Here is a 20,876-nt window from a genome sequence, read left to right as displayed (position 1 = left end):
AATTTAAGAACATTTAGTTGTTTCTGATTTTATAAAGCAACGCATCCTTGGCAGGGACCGTCACAGTTAGTTTTTCCTTTACCGGTTGTTCATTTCCACTCCAGAGCTCTTTGGCCTGATAGTTTGCCGCAGGGTCAAGTCCCATACGTTCCAGTGAAATAGTGGCATTCATCTCATCTTCCGAATAATTAAAGATAGCAAAATAAGATGTACCATCTGCATCATGATGAATAAATTGATGTTCCGATTTTTCACCGTTTCCTTCTACCGGAGAGAAAGAAACCCCTTTGGCTACGGCATTCACATCCGGGTTCGTCAGGAATTTCAAGGCACGATCCTTGTCGATCTGTTTGCCGCCTTTGCTGAAATCGTCGCCAACGATATAAAGTCCGGTAATGGCGCCGGAAGTGATACGGGCACGGTTTTCGCCTTCGGTAGCTTCGCGCAACACCAGGTGGTCGGCATCATTATACTGATACACCTCATCCTGCCACCATCCGTAAGAAAGGGCATTCAGCGTATACTCGGTATCCTTGATCTTGTTCCAGGCATCACAGGCGATACGGCGTGAGTTGGCATAATGGGCCGGGAATACAGGCGAGATGGATAAGTTAAGATACATATCACCGAAATACTTATTCAGCAACTGCATACCGTAATTATATCCCTGGATACCTGTACGGATTTCCGGGTTATACCATTTGTCGGCTTCCATCGCACCATGCGTCATAAAGTCCATCTTTACATACTTGAAACCGCAACGGCGGAAAAGATCGGATGTTTTCTTCATCATCTCCTCAATAGCCGGATGGGTCGGGTCGATGGCATAAGCACCGTCCAGTTCCTGCGGCTGGCCATTGGCGTAGAGGTAGACATCCTGGAATTTATAGTCAGGAGCGTCTTTAATCGTCCGTTCGGGGTGTTTTCCCCAATCGGTGAAAGGCGTCCAGTATACACCTGGAATCTGGCCGTTGGCAGTACAATGATTCACGAAGTCCTTCAACTCTTCTTCCGTGAAACTGTTCCAGCCTGAATCGAGGCCGATCGTCACATTCCCGTCTGTATTGACGAAATAGTTATTTTGCAGGTTTTCTTTGAAGAAGTCGGACACTTCAATTGCATTCTGATGATTCAGCCTGAACTGTAACGCGCCCCAGCTGTTCCAGCCAAAGGTAACGGCACCTGGCCATCTTTTTACAGGGGCAACCACCGCATTCGCTTTTCCATACTCTTCCAGTCCGGCACGCCAGTCGTTGAAGATACCGAAAAATACCTTAGGAGACTTTACCATTTTTCCTTTTAAAGCACCGTGTGCCTTAGAGTCGCGTGTCAACGAATCGGCAACGCCGCCGAAGCAAACCAATGAACCGATATTATTACGGTCGCCTTTCCCCATATCGATACCGGTCTTCCAGTCGGAGTGTTCCACTGAACCGATGACAAAACCTTTACGGTCGTCGTTGTTGAAGACAGTCGCTACTTCATAGCTACGTAATTGATCGAAAGTGAGCGGATGAGACTGATAACGTATCCAGCAATCGTTATCGAAAGGCTGGAATAACGCGCGATTATCACCTTCAGTCAACACGGCCGGCATGCGGTCGATAGTAACCGGGGCCATATAATTCGATTCAACGTCAGCGGCTCCTCCCTGAAGAGTAAATTCCGTCAGCAGATAATCTTTCTCCGGATAGATGTAGAAAGATTGTACAAGCGTAGGCAGGTTGCTATCCGTGTAGGTCACCTGCAACAATGAACCCTGACCGAAAGCATCGCTGATAGCGGTGACTTTCGAACTGCTCTTTTTGTAGTCACGGGTCGTGACCAACTTATTACCCAACTTGTAGGAGGCATAAACCCCATCGGAAAGAAGCTGGTTCTCCTTCTCGATACGGTGGCCTTTCTGCACCTGGTCATAGCTAACCGTCCACTTTCCCGAAGAAACGGATGATTCGCCGCAGGATACAAGCAGGGCGAGCAATAGCAGCAGATTTAAATTGATGAGTTTCATGTATTGATAATTTATAGATAGTTTCATTGTTCCGTTATCAACAGAACGGTACTTTCATAAGTATTCCCTATCGTCAGGCTGATTCCGGCTTTCATCAGATAATCACCGGGGAAAACCTGACCGTCGCCATAGAAGGTGCTGTTCCCGGCTTTGTTCAACTCTGTGATCTTATACATTTTAGCCGGGTCCAGTCCTTTCAATCTGGTCTCAAAGAATGTTGTACGTCCGTGGTATTTCAGGCTATAAGCAAAAAACACCGATTCCTTTTTATCCTTAGATATATACATATGTGAAGCCCAGCCGGTTCCGTCGTAAGGAGATTTCAGGCGATAGAGGTCTCCAAACTGTACGATCGGGCGGATACGTTTATAATTCTTTATAGCTTGCTCAGCGAAAGGTAGTTCGTCGCCGGTCAAGTCTTTGGGTTGCAGCTCCATGCCCAGGCGGCCTGTCATAGCCACATCAAAACGGAACTTCAGCGGCGCCATCATACCCGTCTGATGATTCGGAGTAGTCGAAACATGGGCGGCCGTAGCCTTTGCCGGGAAGAAAAGATTTGTGCTGTATTGGATGAATATACGGTCAAGCGAATTGGTGTTATCGCTAGCCCAGAACTCGTCATGATATTTCAATGCACCGAAGTCGAGACGGCCGCCACCCGAAGAACACAACTGAATAAGAACATCCGGGTGTTTTGCACGAATCCGTTCGTAAACACTGTACAAGCCCTTTGTATAGTCAATCCAGAAATGAGTCTGATTTTCTTTGGACAGATATTCGGAACCGAAATTGTCCACATGACGGTTTGCATCCCATTTTATATAAGAGATATCAGGAGACAAAGCGATCACTTCATCAAACGTCTTTACAACAAAGTCCTGTACCTCCGGATTACTCAAATCGAGTAACCACTGGTTACGCATCGGGATTATATCACGTTTACCGCTCTTGACGATCCATTCCGGATGCTTCTCTGCCAGTTCACTCTTGGGACTTACCATTTCAGGCTCAATCCAGATACCGAACTTCAATCCTTTACTTACCGCATGCTTCGCCAGATAATCGATTCCGCGTGGCAGTTTTTTCCTGTTCACCTGCCAATCGCCCAAACCAACCTTATCCGAATTGCGGGGATATTTATTTCCGAACCATCCGTCATCGAGTACGAACATTTCAACGCCGAAAGCAGCAGCGTCATCGATCATATCCGTAATCGTTTTTTCATTAAAATCGAAATAAGCGCCTTCCCAGCTATTCAGGACGATAGGCAATTCCTGATCTCCATGGGCCGATGCATAGTTACGCGACCAGTCGTGGAGGTTTCTCGATACCTGTCCCTTACCGGTAGAACTATATGTCCAGACCATTTCCGGAGTCTGCAACGTTTTACCCGGTTCCAGATTATAAGTAGAGGCAAAATCATTCATCCCGCTCATGACATGCAACAAACCGCATTCGTCTATCTCAAAGGAAGACAGATAGTTACCCGACCAGGCCAGGGAGCCGGCATACACTTCGCCCATGTCTTCATTGGCAGGGCCATTCAGGGAAAGCAGGAAAGAAGAGTTTTCAGACTGGGTAGTACGTATCCCCTTCTTGGATTCCACCCGTTTCACACCCGGTGTCAGTTGTTCTTCTACCAGTTGCATTTCGGAAGCCCAGGCCCCGTGGAAATGGGTCAGATAATAAGAATCTGCATGAAGGGGAAGATAAGCGGAGGCAATATTCTCGACAGCCAGCTTGTTTTTCTCCTGATGGGATATGGAGACTGACTGGCAGATTACATTTTCTTTCTGATAAGCCGTGAAGTTCAGGTTAACGAAAACCGGATACAAAGGATCTTTCAATTGTATCACTGTTTCTATTCTATTATTATCTATATTCTTTACCTGATGAGCTGCATATATTAATTCGGTTGTCTGAACGCCGTCGTCATGGGTCAGTTTCAATGCCGGATTCAGGAAGAAACGTCCTCCGTAAGCCGGATAGATTACCGGAGCATAACCGATTCCGTTATCCGGTTGTTCTTTATACTTCTTATGAAGGAAAGGGGAAACGTCCTGGAATTTATCGCCAAAATAGTTATACACTACTTTCTTATCCGGAGAGATCGAAAAGACCATACTCAGATCGTTTGTAGAGACGGTAATTATCCCTGTATCTTTATCCTGTGAGGAAACGGTTACGCACCCCAGCAGCAGGGCAACAGTTAACAATAGTGCTTTCATGTCTATCAAATTTATTTTACTTATTCAAGGTTGATGGTGCAAACTAAATCAATAAACAATAGCACAAAAAGCACGAACTCGCCAATTATTTGTAATTATGCGCTTAATTCATAGAGGTTTAATAAAAATGCAACATTTACGTCATTTTTTGACGCATCTGTTACAAAGGGATGATCGATCACTGATCCTTTTCTCGAGAGGCTATCAGGTCAGCTAGCCTTCTGGTCAAATAGGTTAATATATAAGTATCCACATTATCGACCGTCAAAGGCGGGTCTGCCGTCCAGAAATTTTGTTCTCCTGTTTCATCCAATGCCCTTTTAGCTTTATATAACAGATCATATTCTTGCAACAGAGGCAGCCTGGAAGATTGATAGAGACTGGCCAGACATTGTATAATCTCCAAAACAGACCTTCGTTCTTCCTGTTCTTCCAGTATAAGGAATATCAAATAATTATTTAATGCAGTCTCTTTAGAGAAATACAAATTAAACTCCAGGAAAATCACCTCCACTCTTTTCTTCAATTCTTTTTGAGGGAGAGTCAGAGATGCTTGTTCAGCCATAATTTTCATATTATCACTCACAAATCCGGCATCAAGCATCAGGTTAGCCCAATTCAGAAACCTTTGGTCTATTTTTTGACCGAAAATAAACAGTGCCTGTATTTCCAGTGTTTCAGGAACTTTCAAAGTTATATCCTGCGCCTTGAAGAGTGTTCCGGGGCGAAGGGAAAAACGTTTCATCACATAAATCAACTGATCAATATCTTCACGCAAATCCAGTTTCTGAAACATTTTAAACGACATTCCCAAACATGCCATATCTGGCTCAATCACGAAAAGAGACTTGCCTTTCAGATAAGCAATTATATCTTCGGCATGTATCAGCTCCTTTTCTATCGGTACATAGAAAGGAACGGATATGAAAATCAAAGACACATTACGCCCTTTGGGATTCATTTGCCGCAAAACTTCCGTTCTAAACAGAAAATGGTCCTTCCTGCATTCCAACTGCAACCGTCCGGTTTGATTGATAGGACCATCCCATTCGTAACGCATCAAAACCGTCTGCATTAGTTCCCTCAACTTTTTGGGTTTTCTGTAATTGTTGATGAAAGTCAATAACAATGTCAAAGGCAAAATAAAGAGGAAAGGGATAAAAGAAACAGCCAATAATAATCCGCTATCTATATTTCCGGATAAAAGACCTGTTATTAATAAAATGATTACACAAGGTATACACAACAAAAGAACTAATGACAAAGAATAAACCAACCAACCTTTAATGGTTTTGAATTCAAGCAAATTCAATTCATCCATATTACCTTTCAAAAGAGAAAGATATTTTATAATATCAGCAAGTGATATTTTATCTTCATGCAGTCCTATATATTCCATAGCTTGCAAAGATAACACCTCAAAATCAAAGATTCATACAAAATGATGAGAAAAGAACCCCCTATAAACAATTAAAGCCTGTCTCACGACAAGCCCTAACCAACTTTGTTAACCTTAAATCTAATACTATTATGAAAAAACCACAGTAGAAAGATAAGCCTGAAACAAGCGTTTGTCAAGTCTTTTACAGACAATATATGTTAAGCCTTTCGGGCATTGTAGCTAAAAATTGTTTCCGAACACAAAACTTTATACAATACAGACAAAAACTGCTAATTTTAACAGTTAAAACAGCCAAATCTATAGAGAAAGACGTTCTTTAAGCAACTTGTATCCGGTCAGGCTGGCACGCAGACAGACACCTGTTTTAAGACGAACCTGGTAACTTTCCTTGCCGAACAGTTCCACACGCATGATCTGTTCGCTATTAACGATACAGGAACGGTGAATACGGATAAACAGGTTTGCCGGCAGATGCGATTCAAAATATTTCATTGTCTGATCTTTTATATACTGTCCGTCGGTCGTGAAGAGTGCCACATAGTCACCGCTGGCCTGGATATAAAGTAACTCCTCCAGGTGGATAAGATGGATACGGCTGCCATCCTTCACAGAGATGCGATCCAGTATTGCTTCCTCTTCCGGTGACGATACGCCTGTTTCCGCCGGAGCATTTTCTTCTTTTCTCTGTTCCTCCTGTATCTCCATCTGCAACTCCTTCCAACGGATATAATACCACTGGGCCAAAATAATCCATCCCAGCAAACCCAACAAAATACGGAACGGAATGGTAGATGCAAACCAATCCATCCTATCCGGATAAACCAGCGCCCCGGCCATATATCCTCCGGTAACGGATATGATAAGGACGCCAACAGCCAATGCAATCTGGGCCTGTAATGGCCGCAATATGCCTGTTACATACCAGAACAGGAAACCGGAGACACAGAATATACCGACCGAAACCAGACTATCCAACCATGCGACAAGCCATCCCGTATGTCCGTAATAATAGAGGAGCAAGGCGCTTATGCTGCAACTGACCACAGCCAAAGCCACACCAGCCATTCTACACAGGACAGAATTTATAAACGGATGTGTCTGCATAATCAACTCTTAAATTCAATGCCACCGAACATAACAATTCCCCGTACAACCAGTATATGTTCTTTATCCATTTCCATAGAGGCATTAAAACGTTTATCCTCGCATGCCCCCATGATCGGACTGCCATGAAAATTGACCGCCCAATCCCCAGGAAGATAGATTTCCACACCGGCAAACTTACAATCGATATCAATATAGGTTTTAGCACTATCCAGCTTCGTCTTCCGCAAATCCAGGACCGTTCCCCCAAACACAGTTCTAATCCTGGCTCCTTTAAATACCGGATCTAAAATAAGTTGTTCCACATAGCCAAATGTATTATCCGATTCCACATATCCGTCCGTATTAATAAAATCACTTTTTACTTTACCGGCAACGGCATCTCCCCGGATATCTTCTCCACCGGTATCCTCTCTCCGGCTATTGTAATGATAGGAGTTCTTTTTACGCGGTTCGAAGATCAGCATTAAACCGACAATGACAAAAGCAGCCGGCCAATAGACCTGCAACCAATCGCTATCCATCCACCCCAGTCGTGGCAGTAAAAATGCCGCACCAACCAAAAAGGTAATCAAACCGCCTATATAATGTCTCCGGGAAATACTCCCTATACCTATATACATTACAAGCATCTGCCAGGATACAATGATATGAAAAAGATCATCCGTGATCATGCCTGTGTTCCTCATGATCCATACGACCCCCACTACAATAAACGGGATGGCCCAAAATAAGTTTTTCCTAAGATTCATACGATATACAGTTTAATTGTTTGAGAGCAAAAGTATGCTCCTGTCAGCCTTCCGGCAATAGAAATACGTCCTATTACAGTCAAATATCGGTGAATTGCCGAATATTACCGATAAAAAAGGGAGTTATTTTTCAGAGAATGCCATATTTAAAAGAAAAAAGGCTTGCATTTCCGAATGCAAACCCCTATAAACAATTAAAGCCTGTCTCACGACAAGCCCTAACCAACTTTGTTAACCTTAAATCTAATACTATTATGAAAAAACCACGATGCAAATATACTGCTTAATCCAAACCTGTCAAGAGGTTTTATGCTAAATGGTGTTTCATACACTATAAGAAAAGCTAACAAGGTTCAATATGTTTGTTTTTTGCTTCCAAAGTGTTAAAATAAACACTTTTTGTTCCTATTTCTTCTTTAATATACGTTGTGCACAGTCGGACAATACCACGATCGCTCCGGCTATGATTGCCGTATCTTTTATTACCAGCCGACCTGCTCCGGTCAGTAAGGGGAAACCATGTTCTCCGCTTCCCAAATCGGACACCCACACTTCAGGTGTTGTCACCAGGAATGAAAGCGTACCCAATGTCATTATGATCGCCAGTCCGGAACCTATCAAGCCAATTTTCGGAGAAAAGATACCCAGGAAAGTCAGGATACCGATCGCCATGATCATAATGCCTAGTCCATGTGAAAAAATATAGGTATTGTTTTCTACATGCCACTGATGCTTGGCTTCATTGAATTCACCTTCTTTCAACTTATATTCTTTGTATTCCGGTGCACTCTTTGCATAGAAAAAGCTCATAAACGGACTGTTTGCCACAAAAGGAACGATCCCTTCCGCTTCATAATTATAGAATTTCAGCCCGCCGATCCATACGAATATAATCAGGATAGCTACGCGGATCAGGTTAATACCCAGTTTCTGTGAAGAAGCTGCAATGTTCAGAAATGTGTCGAATAAATCTTTTAATTTAGTAGTCATGTCTTTCTTTGTTTATCAGTTTAACTTATGATGCAAAGGTCCGACATTTTTCCCCTATGGGAAATGGCAATTCTACCGGATAATTTGACAATTATTCCCTTAAACACAATAAAGCCGGTTAACAGAGGTATATTTCCCGTCAACCGGCTTTATAAATGATCCGTTATCGGAACTATTTTAATTACGAACCCCCAGCTCCACCAGTTTCTGTTCGTCCAAGGCATATTTGCGTTCGATGCTCTGCAAAAGCTCTTCACTGATATTCAGAGGACGGTTCAGCTTCTTCATCTCCCGGTATCCTTTATAGACCTGCGTGATCATCTTGCGGGGATTGAAAACAAGCGATGAAGTGATCCAACACCCATGCGTACACCAGCAGTTAGCCTTGTCACCATGACCGATAGCGGCAATCTCCTGTTTCATGGCATCGCTCTCCATAATCTTTGCGATATTGCAATCATAATCCTTTACATTACCGAGCGGTTCGCGAAGTTCACAGGCACGGAAACGACCGTCATAGTCTATTACCAGTGTTGTTTCGCCGGCCGTACAATCCATACCCCAGGGGGTCGGATGATCGATATTGGTCGCACGTACATTATATAATGTACGTATGAAACCCAGGTAGAAGAAACGGGCGATAGGTTTTCTGAATCCACCGGTTTCCTCCGCCATACGCTCCCCATATACATTATAAATAGGAACAACCTTATCCTGCAAGGCGCGTAGAGTAGGCTCGGTAAGAACCTTCACTCCGTCGTCGCGGGTCATACCGCGTGCAGCTTCGATAATATGATTGGAGAGATGAAAACGTCCGAGCATCCATATCATCAGATCCTCGACCTCATTCTCGTTATATTTGGTGATTACGGTGGCCAGGTTTTTCAACACCCTGCCGTCGTCAGCAAAGTTTTTTTCAATCAGCTTCAGTGTCCCCATCGCTTTGTAGAAATTGCCGGGAACGCCGCGCTGTATATCATGCGTATCACCGAAACCGTCCAAAGAAAGGCTCAGGTTGATATTCAGTTCCGGACAATTCCGGCGGATCTGTTTTACCCAGGCGACGATCCGGTCAGGCTTCAATCCGTTGGTAGGGATATTCACGTCCTTTATCTCGTTATTCTTGTAGAACATCTCTATAATTTCAGGTAACTCCTCACGCAGTGTCGGTTCACCGCCGGATACCCACAAACGGTTGAACTGCCCGGCTGTTTCGGAGATTGTCTTGATTTCTTCAAAAGTCAGGTCTTTCTCCTTTTTATCCATGTCTTCTGCATAGAAACACATTTTACATTTAGCATTACACCGTCCTGTGACAAACAGGAAAACAGATTCTAATTTTCTGTTTGTGCTCATTGTCCTGAAAGAGCTCTTTGTTCTTTTCGTACTCATTGTTATTATCGATTAGATTTCTCTATTAGTATTAGCTCCCATATCTTATTTAGCAGATAGACAAATATATACCATCCCAACAAATCTATCAGCAAGACTTGAAAACATTCGCAAATTTCAACTATTATACAGCACAAAACAATCTCCATTTGTGGGATTCGATGTTCTATATTTAAGATTATCGACTAACTTGTCTCAAAAAAACTATCTTTGTACATTCAATTAAGTGTATATAAAAGTATGGAAGACAATATTCCTAAATTCGACCTCCCCGTAGATTTTATTGTAGGAAACAGTATTACAGGTGAAATACTGAACCAGTACGGACGTTTCCCGTGCAAGATCAAGGCTGGCATATTCGTGCTTTGCGTACAAGGGACAGTCCACGCGACTGTAAACTTAACTGAGTTTACCATCCGGAAGAACGACTTTATCACCTTACCCCCGGGTTGCTTCATTCAGATACATGAGGTTTCCGATGATGTAAAACTGTGTTTTGCAGGCTTTTCTTCCGTATTCGTCAGCCATATCAATTATATAAAGACGATTACGAACTATCTGCCTGTCATATTCGACAGTCCGATCATGCCTCTGCCGGAACATATATCCTTACTCTACCAACAGGCTTTCGACTTGCTGATCAATGCTTATTCCATGCCTAAAACCATCGAGAACAAGGAGATTATCAAGGCAATCTTTACTATCTTCATGCAAGGGGTTATTGAATTATACAGGAATCATACGCCATATAGCAATGCTCCCATGACGCGTAACATGGAAATATGCCGGGAGTTCGTACAACTGGCGATGGAAAACTACACGAAAGAGCATAGCGTGTCTTATTACGCCAAAAGGCTCAACATCACCTTGCAGCATTTCTGTTATGTGATAAAAAAGGTCAGCGGACGGACTGCATTGGATATCCTGAGCAATATCATCATTATGGATGCCAAAGCGCAGCTTAAATCGACCGATATGCCGGTCAAGAAAATTGCATTCGCCCTGGGTTTCGACAACCTTTCGTTCTTCAACAAATATTTCCGGCAACATGTAGGAATGACCCCGCAGGAATACAGGGAGAGCTAAAAAAAGGGATATGCCGGACGCAAACCCCTATAAACAATTAAAGCCTGTCTCACGACAAGCCCTAACCAACTTTGTTAACCTTAAATCTAATACTATTATGAAAAAACCACAGTACAAAGATACAGGTATTCTCCAACTTGTCAATAGTTAAAATGCTAATTAGTGTTGTATAGCATATAAGAAACACTAACAACATTCAAGATGTTTATCTATGACTTCAGAAATGTTAAAATAGGGGCAAAAAAGAAGAGGCGCTGCCATAAGCAACGCCTCTCCGGACATACATATATAATGTATATTAGTCTTGCAATTTAGCACAAATGAACTCGCGGTTCAAACGAGCGATGTTGCTGACAGAGATGTTCTTCGGACATTCCATTTCGCAAGCACGCGTGTTGGTACAGTTACCGAAGCCCAGTTCGTCCATCTTGGCAACCATTGCTTTCGCACGACGAGCAGCTTCTACCTTACCCTGAGGCAACAGAGCCAACTGGCTAACCTTTGCAGAAACGAACAACATAGCCGAACCGTTCTTACAAGCAGCAGCACAAGCACCGCAACCGATACATGCAGCAGCATCCATAGCCATTTCAGCATCTGCACGAGGAATAGCGATTGAATTGGCATCAGGTACACCACCTGTGTTCACTGATACGAAACCACCTGCCTGGATAATTTTATCGTAAGCATAACGGTCTACCATCAAGTCGCGGATTACCGGGAAACCGGCAGAACGCCACGGTTCGATTGTAATAGTTTCGCCATCATTGAAGCGACGCATATAAAGCTGGCAAGTAGTTGCGCCGGTTGCAGGTCCGTGCGGATGTCCGTTTACATACAAAGAACACATACCGCAGATACCTTCACGACAGTCGTGATCGAATACGATCGGCTCTTTACCTTCACTGACCAAACGTTCATTCAAAATGTCTAACATTTCCAGGAAAGAAACACTCTGATTGATTTTGTCTATTTGGTAAGTCTCAAATTGTCCTTTATCTTTCGGACTTTTCTGACGCCAAACTTTAAGTGTTACTTTTATATCTTTATCCATGATTCTAATTTTTGTGATTGATGATTATTACTTCTTGTAGTTACGTGTTTGAGGAACAACGAACTGATAGTTCAAATCTTCCTTCAGCATAACCGGGTCTTTGTCTTCACCCTGGTATTCCCAACAAGATACGTACATGAACTTATCGTCATGACGCAGGGCTTCGCCTTCCTCGGTCTGGTGCTCTGTACGGAAGTGTCCTCCACAAGATTCGGCACGGTCCAATGCATCGTGTGCCATCAATGTACCAATCTCAATAAAGTCAGCCAAACGCAATGCCTTATCCAACTCTACGTTCAGGTTATCGGCTTCACCCGGAATATATACATTACTCCAGAACTCTTTCTTCAGCTCTTTCAACATCTGGATCGCTTCCTGCAAACCTTTTGCATCACGTGCCATACCTACATGTTCCCACATGATATGACCCAGTTTCTTATGGATAGAATCTACCGACTCTTTACCCTTGATACTCATCAATTTCTTGATGCGGTCTTTGATACCCTTTTCAGCTTCTGCAAACTCAGGCAGGTCGGTGCTGAAACGCGGAACCTGGATCTGGTCTGACAGATAGTTCTGGATTGTATAAGGCAATACAAAGTAGCCATCGGCCAATCCCTGCATCAACGCAGAAGCACCCAGACGGTTAGCTCCGTGGTCAGAGAAGTTAGCTTCACCGATAGCGAACAGACCCGGAATAGAAGTCATCAATTCATAGTCAACCCACAGACCACCCATCGAGTAGTGCAATGCAGGATAAATCATCATCGGAGTTTCGTATGGATCGTCGTTGGTAATTTCTTCGTACATGTCGAACAAGTTACCATATTTAGCTTTTACAACATCTTTACCCAGACGGTTGATAGCGTCGGAGAAGTCGAGGAACACGGCCAGACCTGTGTTGTTCACACCGAAACCGGCGTCGCAACGTTCTTTAGCGGCACGTGAAGCCACGTCACGCGGAACCAGGTTACCGAATGCCGGATAACGGCGTTCCAGATAGTAGTCGCGATCTGCTTCAGGAATATCTTTACCTTTCTTTGTTCCGGCCTGTAATGCTTTTGCATCTTCCAGTTTCTTCGGAACCCAGATACGACCGTCGTTACGCAATGATTCAGACATCAAAGTCAGCTTAGACTGATAGTCGCCTTTCACCGGTACACAAGTCGGGTGGATCTGCACCATACAAGGGTTAGCGAAGTAAGCACCTTTCTTGTAGCACTGCCATGCAGCAGAACCGTTGGAAGCCATTGCGTTAGTAGACAGGAAGAAAGTATTTACATAACCCCCTGTTGCCACCACTACTGCGTGAGCAGAGAAACGTTCGATCTGACCTGTGATCAGGTTACGTGCGATGATACCGCGGGCACGGCCATCCACCTTCACAACGTCCAGCATTTCGTGGCGGGTATACATCTTTACTTTGTTCAAACCGATCATACGGCTCAAAGCAGAGTAAGCACCCAGCAACAACTGCTGTCCGGTCTGACCGCGGGCATAGAACGTACGGGATACCTGAGCACCACCGAATGAACGGTTATCCAGCAGACCACCGTATTCGCGGGCGAAAGGAACACCCTGTGCTACGCACTGGTCGATAATAGAGTTGGAAACTTCAGCCAGACGATAAACGTTTGCTTCGCGGGCACGATAGTCACCACCTTTGATTGTATCGTAGAACAGACGGTAAACAGAGTCACCATCATTCTGATAATTCTTTGCAGCATTGATACCACCCTGTGCGGCGATTGAGTGTGCGCGACGGGGAGAATCCTGGATACAGAAGTTCAATACGTTGAATCCCATTTCTGCCAGAGAGGCAGCAGCAGAAGCACCGGCCAGACCAGTACCAACTACAATCACGTCCAGACGACGTTTGTTTGCGGGGTTCACCAGTTTCTGATGATCTTTATAATTTTTCCACTTCTCAGCCAACGGGCCCTGAGGGATTTTAGAATCTATTTGAGTCATAATGATTTATTTTCAATATTGTTACACCTTAAATTAATGTCCTGCACAAACAGCTACATAGTCACCACCTACACCATTCAGGTAGAAAACGATAGTAATGATAGCAAACACTACGCAAATAACGGTTGCTACAATCTTGGAAATGCAGATCCAACGGTTCATCCAGATCGTGTTATTCCAACCGATAGTCTGAATAGCGCTCCAGAACCCGTGAGTCAGGTGGAACCACAAAGCTACGTACCATACCAGATACAGCACTGTATTCAGGATATTACCCTGGAAATAGTAGTTGATAAACGCTGCACCGTCCTGAGGAGATACGGTTGTTGTTCCGTCGCAAAGTGTTACCATGTGATTGCCAAGGAGTTCGGCGAACATCATCTTATACCAGAACTGGCTGAAGTGCAACACCATGAACAGGATAATGATAATACCCAGTACCAGCATGTTCTGAGATGCCCATTCCACCCCTTTCGGACGAGCGTTAATTGCATAACGGTCGTTACCGCGAGCCTTACGGTTTTGCAGTGTAAGGAGAACAGCATACACAAAGTGAATCACAACGCCTGCTGCCAGCACCAATGTTGCTGCCACGGCATACCAATTTGCTCCCAACAATGAACAAATCATGTTATAGGCTTCTCCCGAGAAAGCAGCCGCCACATTCATTGACAAGTGGAACAATAAGAACAAAACAAGAAAAAGGCCTGATACACTCATTATCAGCTTCTTCCCGATAGAAGAATTAAGTAACCACATAAGATAATAATTTAAGTTATTTAATTGTTTTTAGAAATTCATATCAATATACTCAATTATCAGGCAAAGGTATGCTAAATACACGTATCACGCAAACGATTAAAGAAATATTTCGTCAATCAAACCTATACATTTCAGGAGGGACAAACGGTAAATCCTATTCAATAAATAAATTAACAAAAATGTAACCAGTACTAACCGGCATTTTTATATCTTCGTGGCATAATCAGGGGATCGTATGTTACAACGTAAAATGCTGAGCTTCTTATTTATGATGATTTTTATACCGTCTGTTCGTGCTCAGTGGAAAGATAGTACGAGATTCATAAATAAAGAACATGAATTTGAAACCACTTACAACAAAATATCAGAGAATAAGGTATACCAGATGCTGCGTGTCCCTGTTCCTCTTTTCGCCATTTCAGCCATAACATATGGGCAGGGTGATAAATTCCGGACATTGCGCAATACGCATACGCCCAACTTCCATTACAGATACGATGATTTTCTGCAATATACTCCGTTGCTTGCTGTTTACGGGATGAAACTCGGCGGTGTGGAAAGTCGTAGTTCATGGCCCCGGATGATCGTATCGAACGCTTTTTCGGCAACAATCATGGCCGCTACCGTCAACAGCATGAAATATACGATCAAACGGGAACGCCCCGACGGCTCAAAGAACAACTCATTCCCTTCGGGACACACGGCAACCGCTTTCATGGCTGCTACCATCATGCACCGGGAATATGGTCTGACCCGCAGCCCGTTATATAGTATCGGGGGATATACAGTCGCCACAGCCACCGCTTTCAGCCGGCAACTGAACAACCGCCACTGGCTGAGCGACGTACTGGCCGGGGCCGGTATCGGCATTTTATCCACAGAGTTAGGGTATTTTCTGGCAGACCTGATCTTCAAGGACAAAGGATTGAATCTCCCTGACAAGCTCAAGGAGTCTGCCCCCAAAGGAGGACGCCCTTCTTTCCTGGAGTTCGCCGTAGGATACAGTATCATCAACGGAAGTATCGAGGTAGGTAAAAATATACGTCTGAGCTCGCCGGGAGCAACCAATGTCAGCGTAAAAGGCGGTTACTTCTTCAATCCCTATTTCGGTATCGGCGGCGAAATAACAGCGCTGGCAAGTCCGATGGCATTCGACATGTCGCTTTATACAGGAACAACCCCTTCAACCAAATATGACATCACCCGCGTCCATGCCGATCCGACCGGTGTTTTTACTTTTACGGCAGGGCCTTATTTCTCGTTACCTGTAGCCAGTAAATTGCTTTTAGGAACAAAGTTCCAGGCCGGATATTCCTATCTGGTGAAAAATGAAGTGGAAATGGACTTACAGGAAAAGCAGGCCCCATACGGAACCATAAATAATATTGCTTTTATGAAAGGCAACGGCAGCAGCAACTACGTTTTACGCACAGGCATTTCAGCGACCGGGATTGTCAGCCGCAACCTGGGTATCCGCATGTTCGTAGATTACGATTATACGTTCCTGAAAGCACCTTACGAAATCTTAACCAGCCTCAGAGACAGCCAACCAGTCTACGGCGAGAGCCATTTAAGCAAGCACAAAATACACTACTTTACGATTGGCGCAACCGTAACGGCACTGTTCTGGTAATCATCAGTTGACAGCAGGAACCAGCCGGACTTTAATATCGCTCTCCTGCCCGCTTTCCAGACTCACATCGAAAACGATACGGCAGGTTCCCTCATTGGAAGCATCATAGCTATTCTTCGATACATTATCAAGGACGGACACAGATGTTACGGACGGACTATCGACGATCAGTTGCATACATTTGCCGTCTTTTGTCAGTTCCACCATATGACTGTCCAATACACGGGGAATGGCCCCGGTTTCAATCGTCCATCTGACAGTTGCCGGCTGACTGCCAGCTTTTACACGATCAATCACCGACAGATATTTTTCATTGATCAGAGCGACTTCACGGACAGCATTTTCCAATTCTCCGCCGAACAAGTCCGTCATATTCAGAGAGGCTCCGAGTTTATGCGCTTCCGAAAAGATATTTGTCACAGGTACAAAACCTTTTACATCATGGTATTTACCATTTACAGTCAGTGTATTATGCGCCAGGTTATTATAACGGAACACATTCCAGCGCTGCCCGTTCTGCGACATATTCCATAAATCTACATTTTCCTTTTCCAGCGAATAATATTCCTGCATCCCCAGGTCCTGCACCCAGCGAACACCCAAAGCGTCGAAAACGAACGATCCGGCATCCATATGGGCATGGCTGGTCGAAGCCGTTCCGCCTTTTATTCCCAGATAGAAACCTTCTCCATTCTCCCATCCCGTACGGACCAGCACGACAGGCGTCTGTCCGTTAGCCGCCCACAATTTCATGGAAGGAGGCGCCAGTTCATTCATTTTATATTGTGAACCATAAATCGGTATCAACGGAAGGAAACGGCTCTCCTCATCCGAAAAGGACAACTCCGCCCGACTCAACATATCCTTTTCATTCCAAAGCAGTGTAGGGTCTTGCAGCTTGTCGGCAAACCAGTACATAGCCGGCAAAGCAAAGACACTCTCACGGGAATCGCTGAAGTTAAAGCATTTACCGGTCGTTCCGGTCATAAACTGCATAAAACGGGCAGAAGCCAGAAAACCTTCAGCCGAAGAGAGACCGCCGTCAGTCCCCAAGGCAGATTCCAACGCTGCATTCAAAAGAACCTGGAAGGTAGTCCCGTATCCCCAATAATTATATCCTTCGGGATAAGCGCCATCGGGACCATAGCCTTTCAAAGTCAGGCCGACTGTAGACAAAGCACGTTCAATGATTTCACGGGCCTCTTCCGGATGATCTTCCAACACAGCCAGCGCACCGTAAACCAGTCCGGCATTACAGACCTGGTTCCAGTTATTGGTCGCCCTCAGAAACCAGTTATATTTTTTATCCCTCGACGGGGCAAAACCTTTATTCAGAATCGCCTCCTGCACCAGCCTCCGGGCATCCGGAGATAACCGATCGAACAACCAGTCATAACCGATTGCAACGGCCATAGTCATTTCGCCCGTATCCAGAAAATGGGACGGGTTCCAATCGGTAAACGAACACACGGCAATCATCTCCTGCTCTGCCCGCAAACGATACTTATCCTCTCCTGTCATCCGGTAAGCATATGAAAGATAGAAGATACGCCGCAAGGCTTCACGCGATACGGCCAGCAACCGTTTCCCTTCCTTTTTATATGCCAGCACAGGCGTCGTGATCAGATCGTCGCATTGCCCAAGTAGATAGTTATGCAACCGGAGCATTTCCGGATTAAGAGCCAGATCGGATTTAATCTTTTGCTCCTCTCCTTTCTTTACCAGCAACCGGGGATGAGAAGGATAAGAATCAAAGCGTATTCCCTGTGAATACCCCGAAACGAACAGGGAAAAGCAAAACACAACAAGCAGGATAGTTTTATTCATACAGGTATTATATTTAATTGGAGTTACAAATATAGGAAATCGCTTGAAAAAGTGTGTTCTTATCCGGATTCCTTTTAACAGACAAGAAAATACCATTTTGCTGCAATTTTCGACAATAGCAGATCATTTTGTGTATTTTTTCCGCATATACATATCTGCTATATTTCACAAAACAGTAGAAATAGAAGATCCAAAAACACAATATTTAACACTTAGCGTATTCATATAGATTTTCACTCTTCATTTTAAACAAATTGTAATCTCGTTTAAAACGAATTTTTTTTCATTTTAAATGAAATAGAGATTTATTGCAGATGAAAAATTTGTTAATTCTGTCCAAAAAAGTTATTTCAAACAGGCTTTTGGGCCTCAAATTACATGCTAAACAACACATTTTATCTCCAGAACGAGTAAATATCCAGACCAAACCCGAACAGCACATTCATATATTTCAAATATATTTTACGACATTTATCAACAACTACCACACATCATCAAACATAAAGCCACATTTATTAATCAACAATTAAAATAAAGACATTCGCAATCATTCCGTAGAGCGAATAAAAACAACAAACCCGATTTAGGACACGTACAGCTCACTGACAGAAGGACTATTTGACATTTTGACACATTGACGAAAACAGTACATATATAATAAAGTCGCAAAAGTAAGTCCGAGAAGTTGAACTTTTTTACTATGTTTGCAAAAGCATAATTAAAAATAGTAATGAAGACACTGGTACACACAGAGAAAGAACATATCGAGGAGATTATCCGTAGTTGCGATGTCTGTTTCGTCGGACTGGCTGATACGGATGGTACGCCTTACGTTATACCTATGAACTTTGGCTATCGGAACGGTGTTATCTATTTACATTCAGCGCAGGAAGGCCGAAGTATCTCAATCCTGGAACGTAACCCGAAGGTTTGCATCACCTTCAGCACCGACCATGATCTGGTATTCCAGCATCCCGAAGTGGCTTGCAGTTACCGTATGCGTTCTAAAAGCGTTATCGCATGGGGCGAAGTGCGGTTTGAAGAAGACTTCGACAAGAAAACGGAAGCGCTGGATATAATTATGAAACAGTATTCGGACAAGGAATTCCGTTATTCCGACCCGGCTGTGAAAAACGTAAAAATATGGCTGGTAGACCTCGATGAAGTAACATGCAAAGAGTTCGGGGCACCGCACAAGAAATACTAAACATTTAAGAGAGTGAATATATGAAAAATCTGTTAGCAATATTTTTAATGGTGTTCCTGTTCGCTTCATGCGAAGGACCGATGGGCCCTCCGGGACAAGATGGCGGTATTACCGAATGGTGGATAAAGGAGGATATAAAAGTCAAATCGAGTGATTGGGAATTGGTCTACAACGAGAATAAGGATCCGATTTATATCTATGAATACAGGATTGACGATCAGGATATGAGCTTGTATACAGATACTTATCGCAAGGGGTTAATAACGACCTATATGTATTTGGATTTTGATGATGATGCAGAAGCACAAACAGCACTGCCAAATTCCGTACACCGAAGAGATGCAAAAGATAACAGCATCTTATGGACAGAAACCTATTCATGTGATTACACCCGTGACGGTTTCCTCATCTTCAAGGTGACATTCTCCGATTTCTTTACTGATCAACGGCCGCCGGAAACGCACTTCAAAGCAGTTTTAACCTATTAAAAAGTACACATATATCAGATATTTAATGTACTTTTGCCCAAAATAAGACTTTCAAAATAATGGGATTGCAAAAGCATAGCAAGGTATTGAATGAAACAGTAGAAAAGCTGTCGGACGAATGTTCATACAAACAACTGTTTCATGCCTACCGCGATGAAGAGGCATTGCCTTCAGGTGAAGTACTGGAGGAGATCATTGACTTGTGTCGTGCAATCCTGTTTCCAGGCTATTACGGGAATGCGCGAATCAGTACGCAAACGATCCGTTTCCATACCGGGGTCAATATTGAAAAGTTGCACGAGCTGCTCAGCCGTCAAATCTATGCGGGCCTTTGCCTGGCCGACACCAACTGTACTTCCTGTGCGGAAGAGCTGATCTTCAGCCAGGCAAAAAAACTTTCCGAAGCGTTCATTTCCACACTGCCGGAAATGCGCTGTCTGCTTGCCACCGATGCCGAAGCCGCCTACAACGGTGATCCGGCAGCACAAAACATCAATGAAGTTATCTTCTGTTACCCGGGCTTCCGGGCAATAGGCAATTATCGTATAGCGCACCAACTTTATAAGCTGGGCGTTCCTTTTATACCCCGGATGATCACCGAAATGGCTCATTCCGAAACCGGTATCGACATTCATCCGGGAGCTCAGATAGGACATTATTTCTCTATCGACCACGGTACGGGTACCGTGATCGGCGAAACCAGTGTGATCGGGAATAACGTACGCATCTTCCAGGGTGTCAGCCTTGCCGGAGAAAAGCTGCCGCCCGATGAGAACGGGAACGCGATCCGCGGTATCCCCCGCCATCCCATCCTGGAAGACAATGTGACCGTCTACTCCAACGCGACGCTATTGGGGAAAATACGCGTCGGCAAAGGCGCCACGATATGTGGCAACGTCTGGATCACCGGAGATGTTCCCCCCGGTGCTGTCATTACACAAAATAAAGTAACTAAATAAATATCTTTTC

Annotated in this window: 16 protein-coding genes; 5 read left to right on the top strand and 11 right to left on the bottom strand. The window is 44.0% G+C overall.

Features of this window, described 5'->3' with window-relative positions; translation table 11 throughout:
* Window positions 1-13: 13 nt before the first annotated feature.
* From K6V26_RS23420 to K6V26_RS23390, 7 genes are all read right to left on the bottom strand, one after another.
* Window positions 14-2,011, bottom strand: coding sequence for an alpha-galactosidase (locus K6V26_RS23420; RefSeq protein WP_224264033.1), 1,998 nt, complete (start codon window positions 2,009-2,011; stop codon window positions 14-16).
* 23 nt (window positions 2,012-2,034) lie between these two features.
* Window positions 2,035-4,239: an alpha-galactosidase gene (locus K6V26_RS23415; protein WP_224264032.1), complete on the bottom strand. Its 2,205-nt coding sequence runs from the start codon at window positions 4,237-4,239 to the stop codon at window positions 2,035-2,037.
* A gap of 178 nt (window positions 4,240-4,417) precedes the next feature.
* Window positions 4,418-5,638 carry a hypothetical protein gene (locus K6V26_RS23410; RefSeq protein ID WP_224264031.1) on the bottom strand — a complete coding sequence of 407 codons (1,221 nt, stop codon included), beginning with the start codon at window positions 5,636-5,638 and terminating at the stop codon, window positions 4,418-4,420.
* 300 nt (window positions 5,639-5,938) lie between these two features.
* Window positions 5,939-6,745: a LytR/AlgR family response regulator transcription factor gene (locus K6V26_RS23405; protein WP_010801055.1), complete on the bottom strand. Its 807-nt coding sequence runs from the start codon at window positions 6,743-6,745 to the stop codon at window positions 5,939-5,941.
* Between the two features lie 2 nt (window positions 6,746-6,747).
* Window positions 6,748-7,497, bottom strand: coding sequence for a LiaF transmembrane domain-containing protein (locus K6V26_RS23400; RefSeq protein WP_224264030.1), 750 nt, complete (start codon window positions 7,495-7,497; stop codon window positions 6,748-6,750).
* A 405-nt stretch (window positions 7,498-7,902) separates the two neighbouring features.
* Window positions 7,903-8,487 (bottom strand): DUF417 family protein, encoded by a 585-nt coding sequence (locus K6V26_RS23395; protein WP_224264029.1) that lies wholly within the window; start codon window positions 8,485-8,487, stop codon window positions 7,903-7,905.
* Between the two features lie 177 nt (window positions 8,488-8,664).
* On the bottom strand, window positions 8,665-9,879 hold the full coding sequence (locus K6V26_RS23390) for a radical SAM protein (RefSeq protein WP_224264028.1): 1,215 nt from the start codon (window positions 9,877-9,879) through the stop codon (window positions 8,665-8,667).
* 240 nt (window positions 9,880-10,119) lie between these two features.
* Here K6V26_RS23390 and K6V26_RS23385 point away from each other — a divergent pair, with 240 nt between their 5' ends.
* On the top strand, window positions 10,120-10,965 hold the full coding sequence (locus K6V26_RS23385; RefSeq protein WP_009860312.1) for a helix-turn-helix domain-containing protein: 846 nt from the start codon (window positions 10,120-10,122) through the stop codon (window positions 10,963-10,965).
* Between the two features lie 298 nt (window positions 10,966-11,263).
* Here K6V26_RS23385 and K6V26_RS23380 read toward each other — a convergent pair whose 3' ends face one another.
* Genes K6V26_RS23380 through K6V26_RS23370 form a run of 3 tightly spaced genes read right to left on the bottom strand, consistent with a single transcriptional unit; the run spans window position 11,264 to window position 14,749 of the window.
* On the bottom strand, window positions 11,264-12,019 hold the full coding sequence (locus tag K6V26_RS23380) for a succinate dehydrogenase/fumarate reductase iron-sulfur subunit (protein WP_009860313.1): 756 nt from the start codon (window positions 12,017-12,019) through the stop codon (window positions 11,264-11,266).
* Window positions 12,020-12,046: 27 nt separating this feature from the next.
* Entirely contained in the window at window positions 12,047-13,990 is a 1,944-nt protein-coding gene (locus K6V26_RS23375; protein WP_009860314.1) for a fumarate reductase/succinate dehydrogenase flavoprotein subunit, read from the bottom strand.
* Window positions 13,991-14,023: 33 nt separating this feature from the next.
* Window positions 14,024-14,749 carry a succinate dehydrogenase/fumarate reductase cytochrome b subunit gene (locus tag K6V26_RS23370; protein ID WP_224264027.1) on the bottom strand — a complete coding sequence of 242 codons (726 nt, stop codon included), beginning with the start codon at window positions 14,747-14,749 and terminating at the stop codon, window positions 14,024-14,026.
* 238 nt (window positions 14,750-14,987) lie between these two features.
* Here K6V26_RS23370 and K6V26_RS23365 point away from each other — a divergent pair, with 238 nt between their 5' ends.
* The gene (locus K6V26_RS23365; protein WP_224264026.1) at window positions 14,988-16,385 is read left to right on the top strand and encodes a phosphatase PAP2 family protein; all 1,398 of its coding nucleotides are present in this window, start codon (window positions 14,988-14,990) and stop codon (window positions 16,383-16,385) included.
* A gap of 3 nt (window positions 16,386-16,388) precedes the next feature.
* Here K6V26_RS23365 and K6V26_RS23360 read toward each other — a convergent pair whose 3' ends face one another.
* Window positions 16,389-18,212 (bottom strand): heparinase II/III domain-containing protein, encoded by a 1,824-nt coding sequence (locus tag K6V26_RS23360; protein ID WP_224264025.1) that lies wholly within the window; start codon window positions 18,210-18,212, stop codon window positions 16,389-16,391.
* A 730-nt stretch (window positions 18,213-18,942) separates the two neighbouring features.
* On the opposite strand from K6V26_RS23360, the gene K6V26_RS23355 reads away from it, so the two are divergent.
* From K6V26_RS23355 to K6V26_RS23345, 3 genes are read left to right on the top strand one after another with little or no spacing between them, the layout of a single operon-like run.
* Window positions 18,943-19,419, top strand: a complete 477-nt coding sequence (locus K6V26_RS23355; RefSeq protein ID WP_186957788.1) for a pyridoxamine 5'-phosphate oxidase family protein — start codon at window positions 18,943-18,945, stop codon at window positions 19,417-19,419.
* 20 nt (window positions 19,420-19,439) lie between these two features.
* Window positions 19,440-19,907 (top strand): hypothetical protein, encoded by a 468-nt coding sequence (locus tag K6V26_RS23350; RefSeq protein WP_224264024.1) that lies wholly within the window; start codon window positions 19,440-19,442, stop codon window positions 19,905-19,907.
* A 59-nt stretch (window positions 19,908-19,966) separates the two neighbouring features.
* Window positions 19,967-20,866, top strand: a complete 900-nt coding sequence (locus K6V26_RS23345; RefSeq protein ID WP_224264023.1) for a serine O-acetyltransferase — start codon at window positions 19,967-19,969, stop codon at window positions 20,864-20,866.
* Window positions 20,867-20,876 lie beyond the last annotated feature (10 nt).

It is taken from the genome of Parabacteroides goldsteinii, assembly GCF_020091425.1.
Classification (GTDB): Bacteria; Bacteroidota; Bacteroidia; order Bacteroidales; family Tannerellaceae; genus Parabacteroides; species Parabacteroides goldsteinii.
The sequence above is the reverse complement of the archived record's forward strand: the minus strand, read 5'-3'. Positions and strand labels throughout refer to the sequence as shown.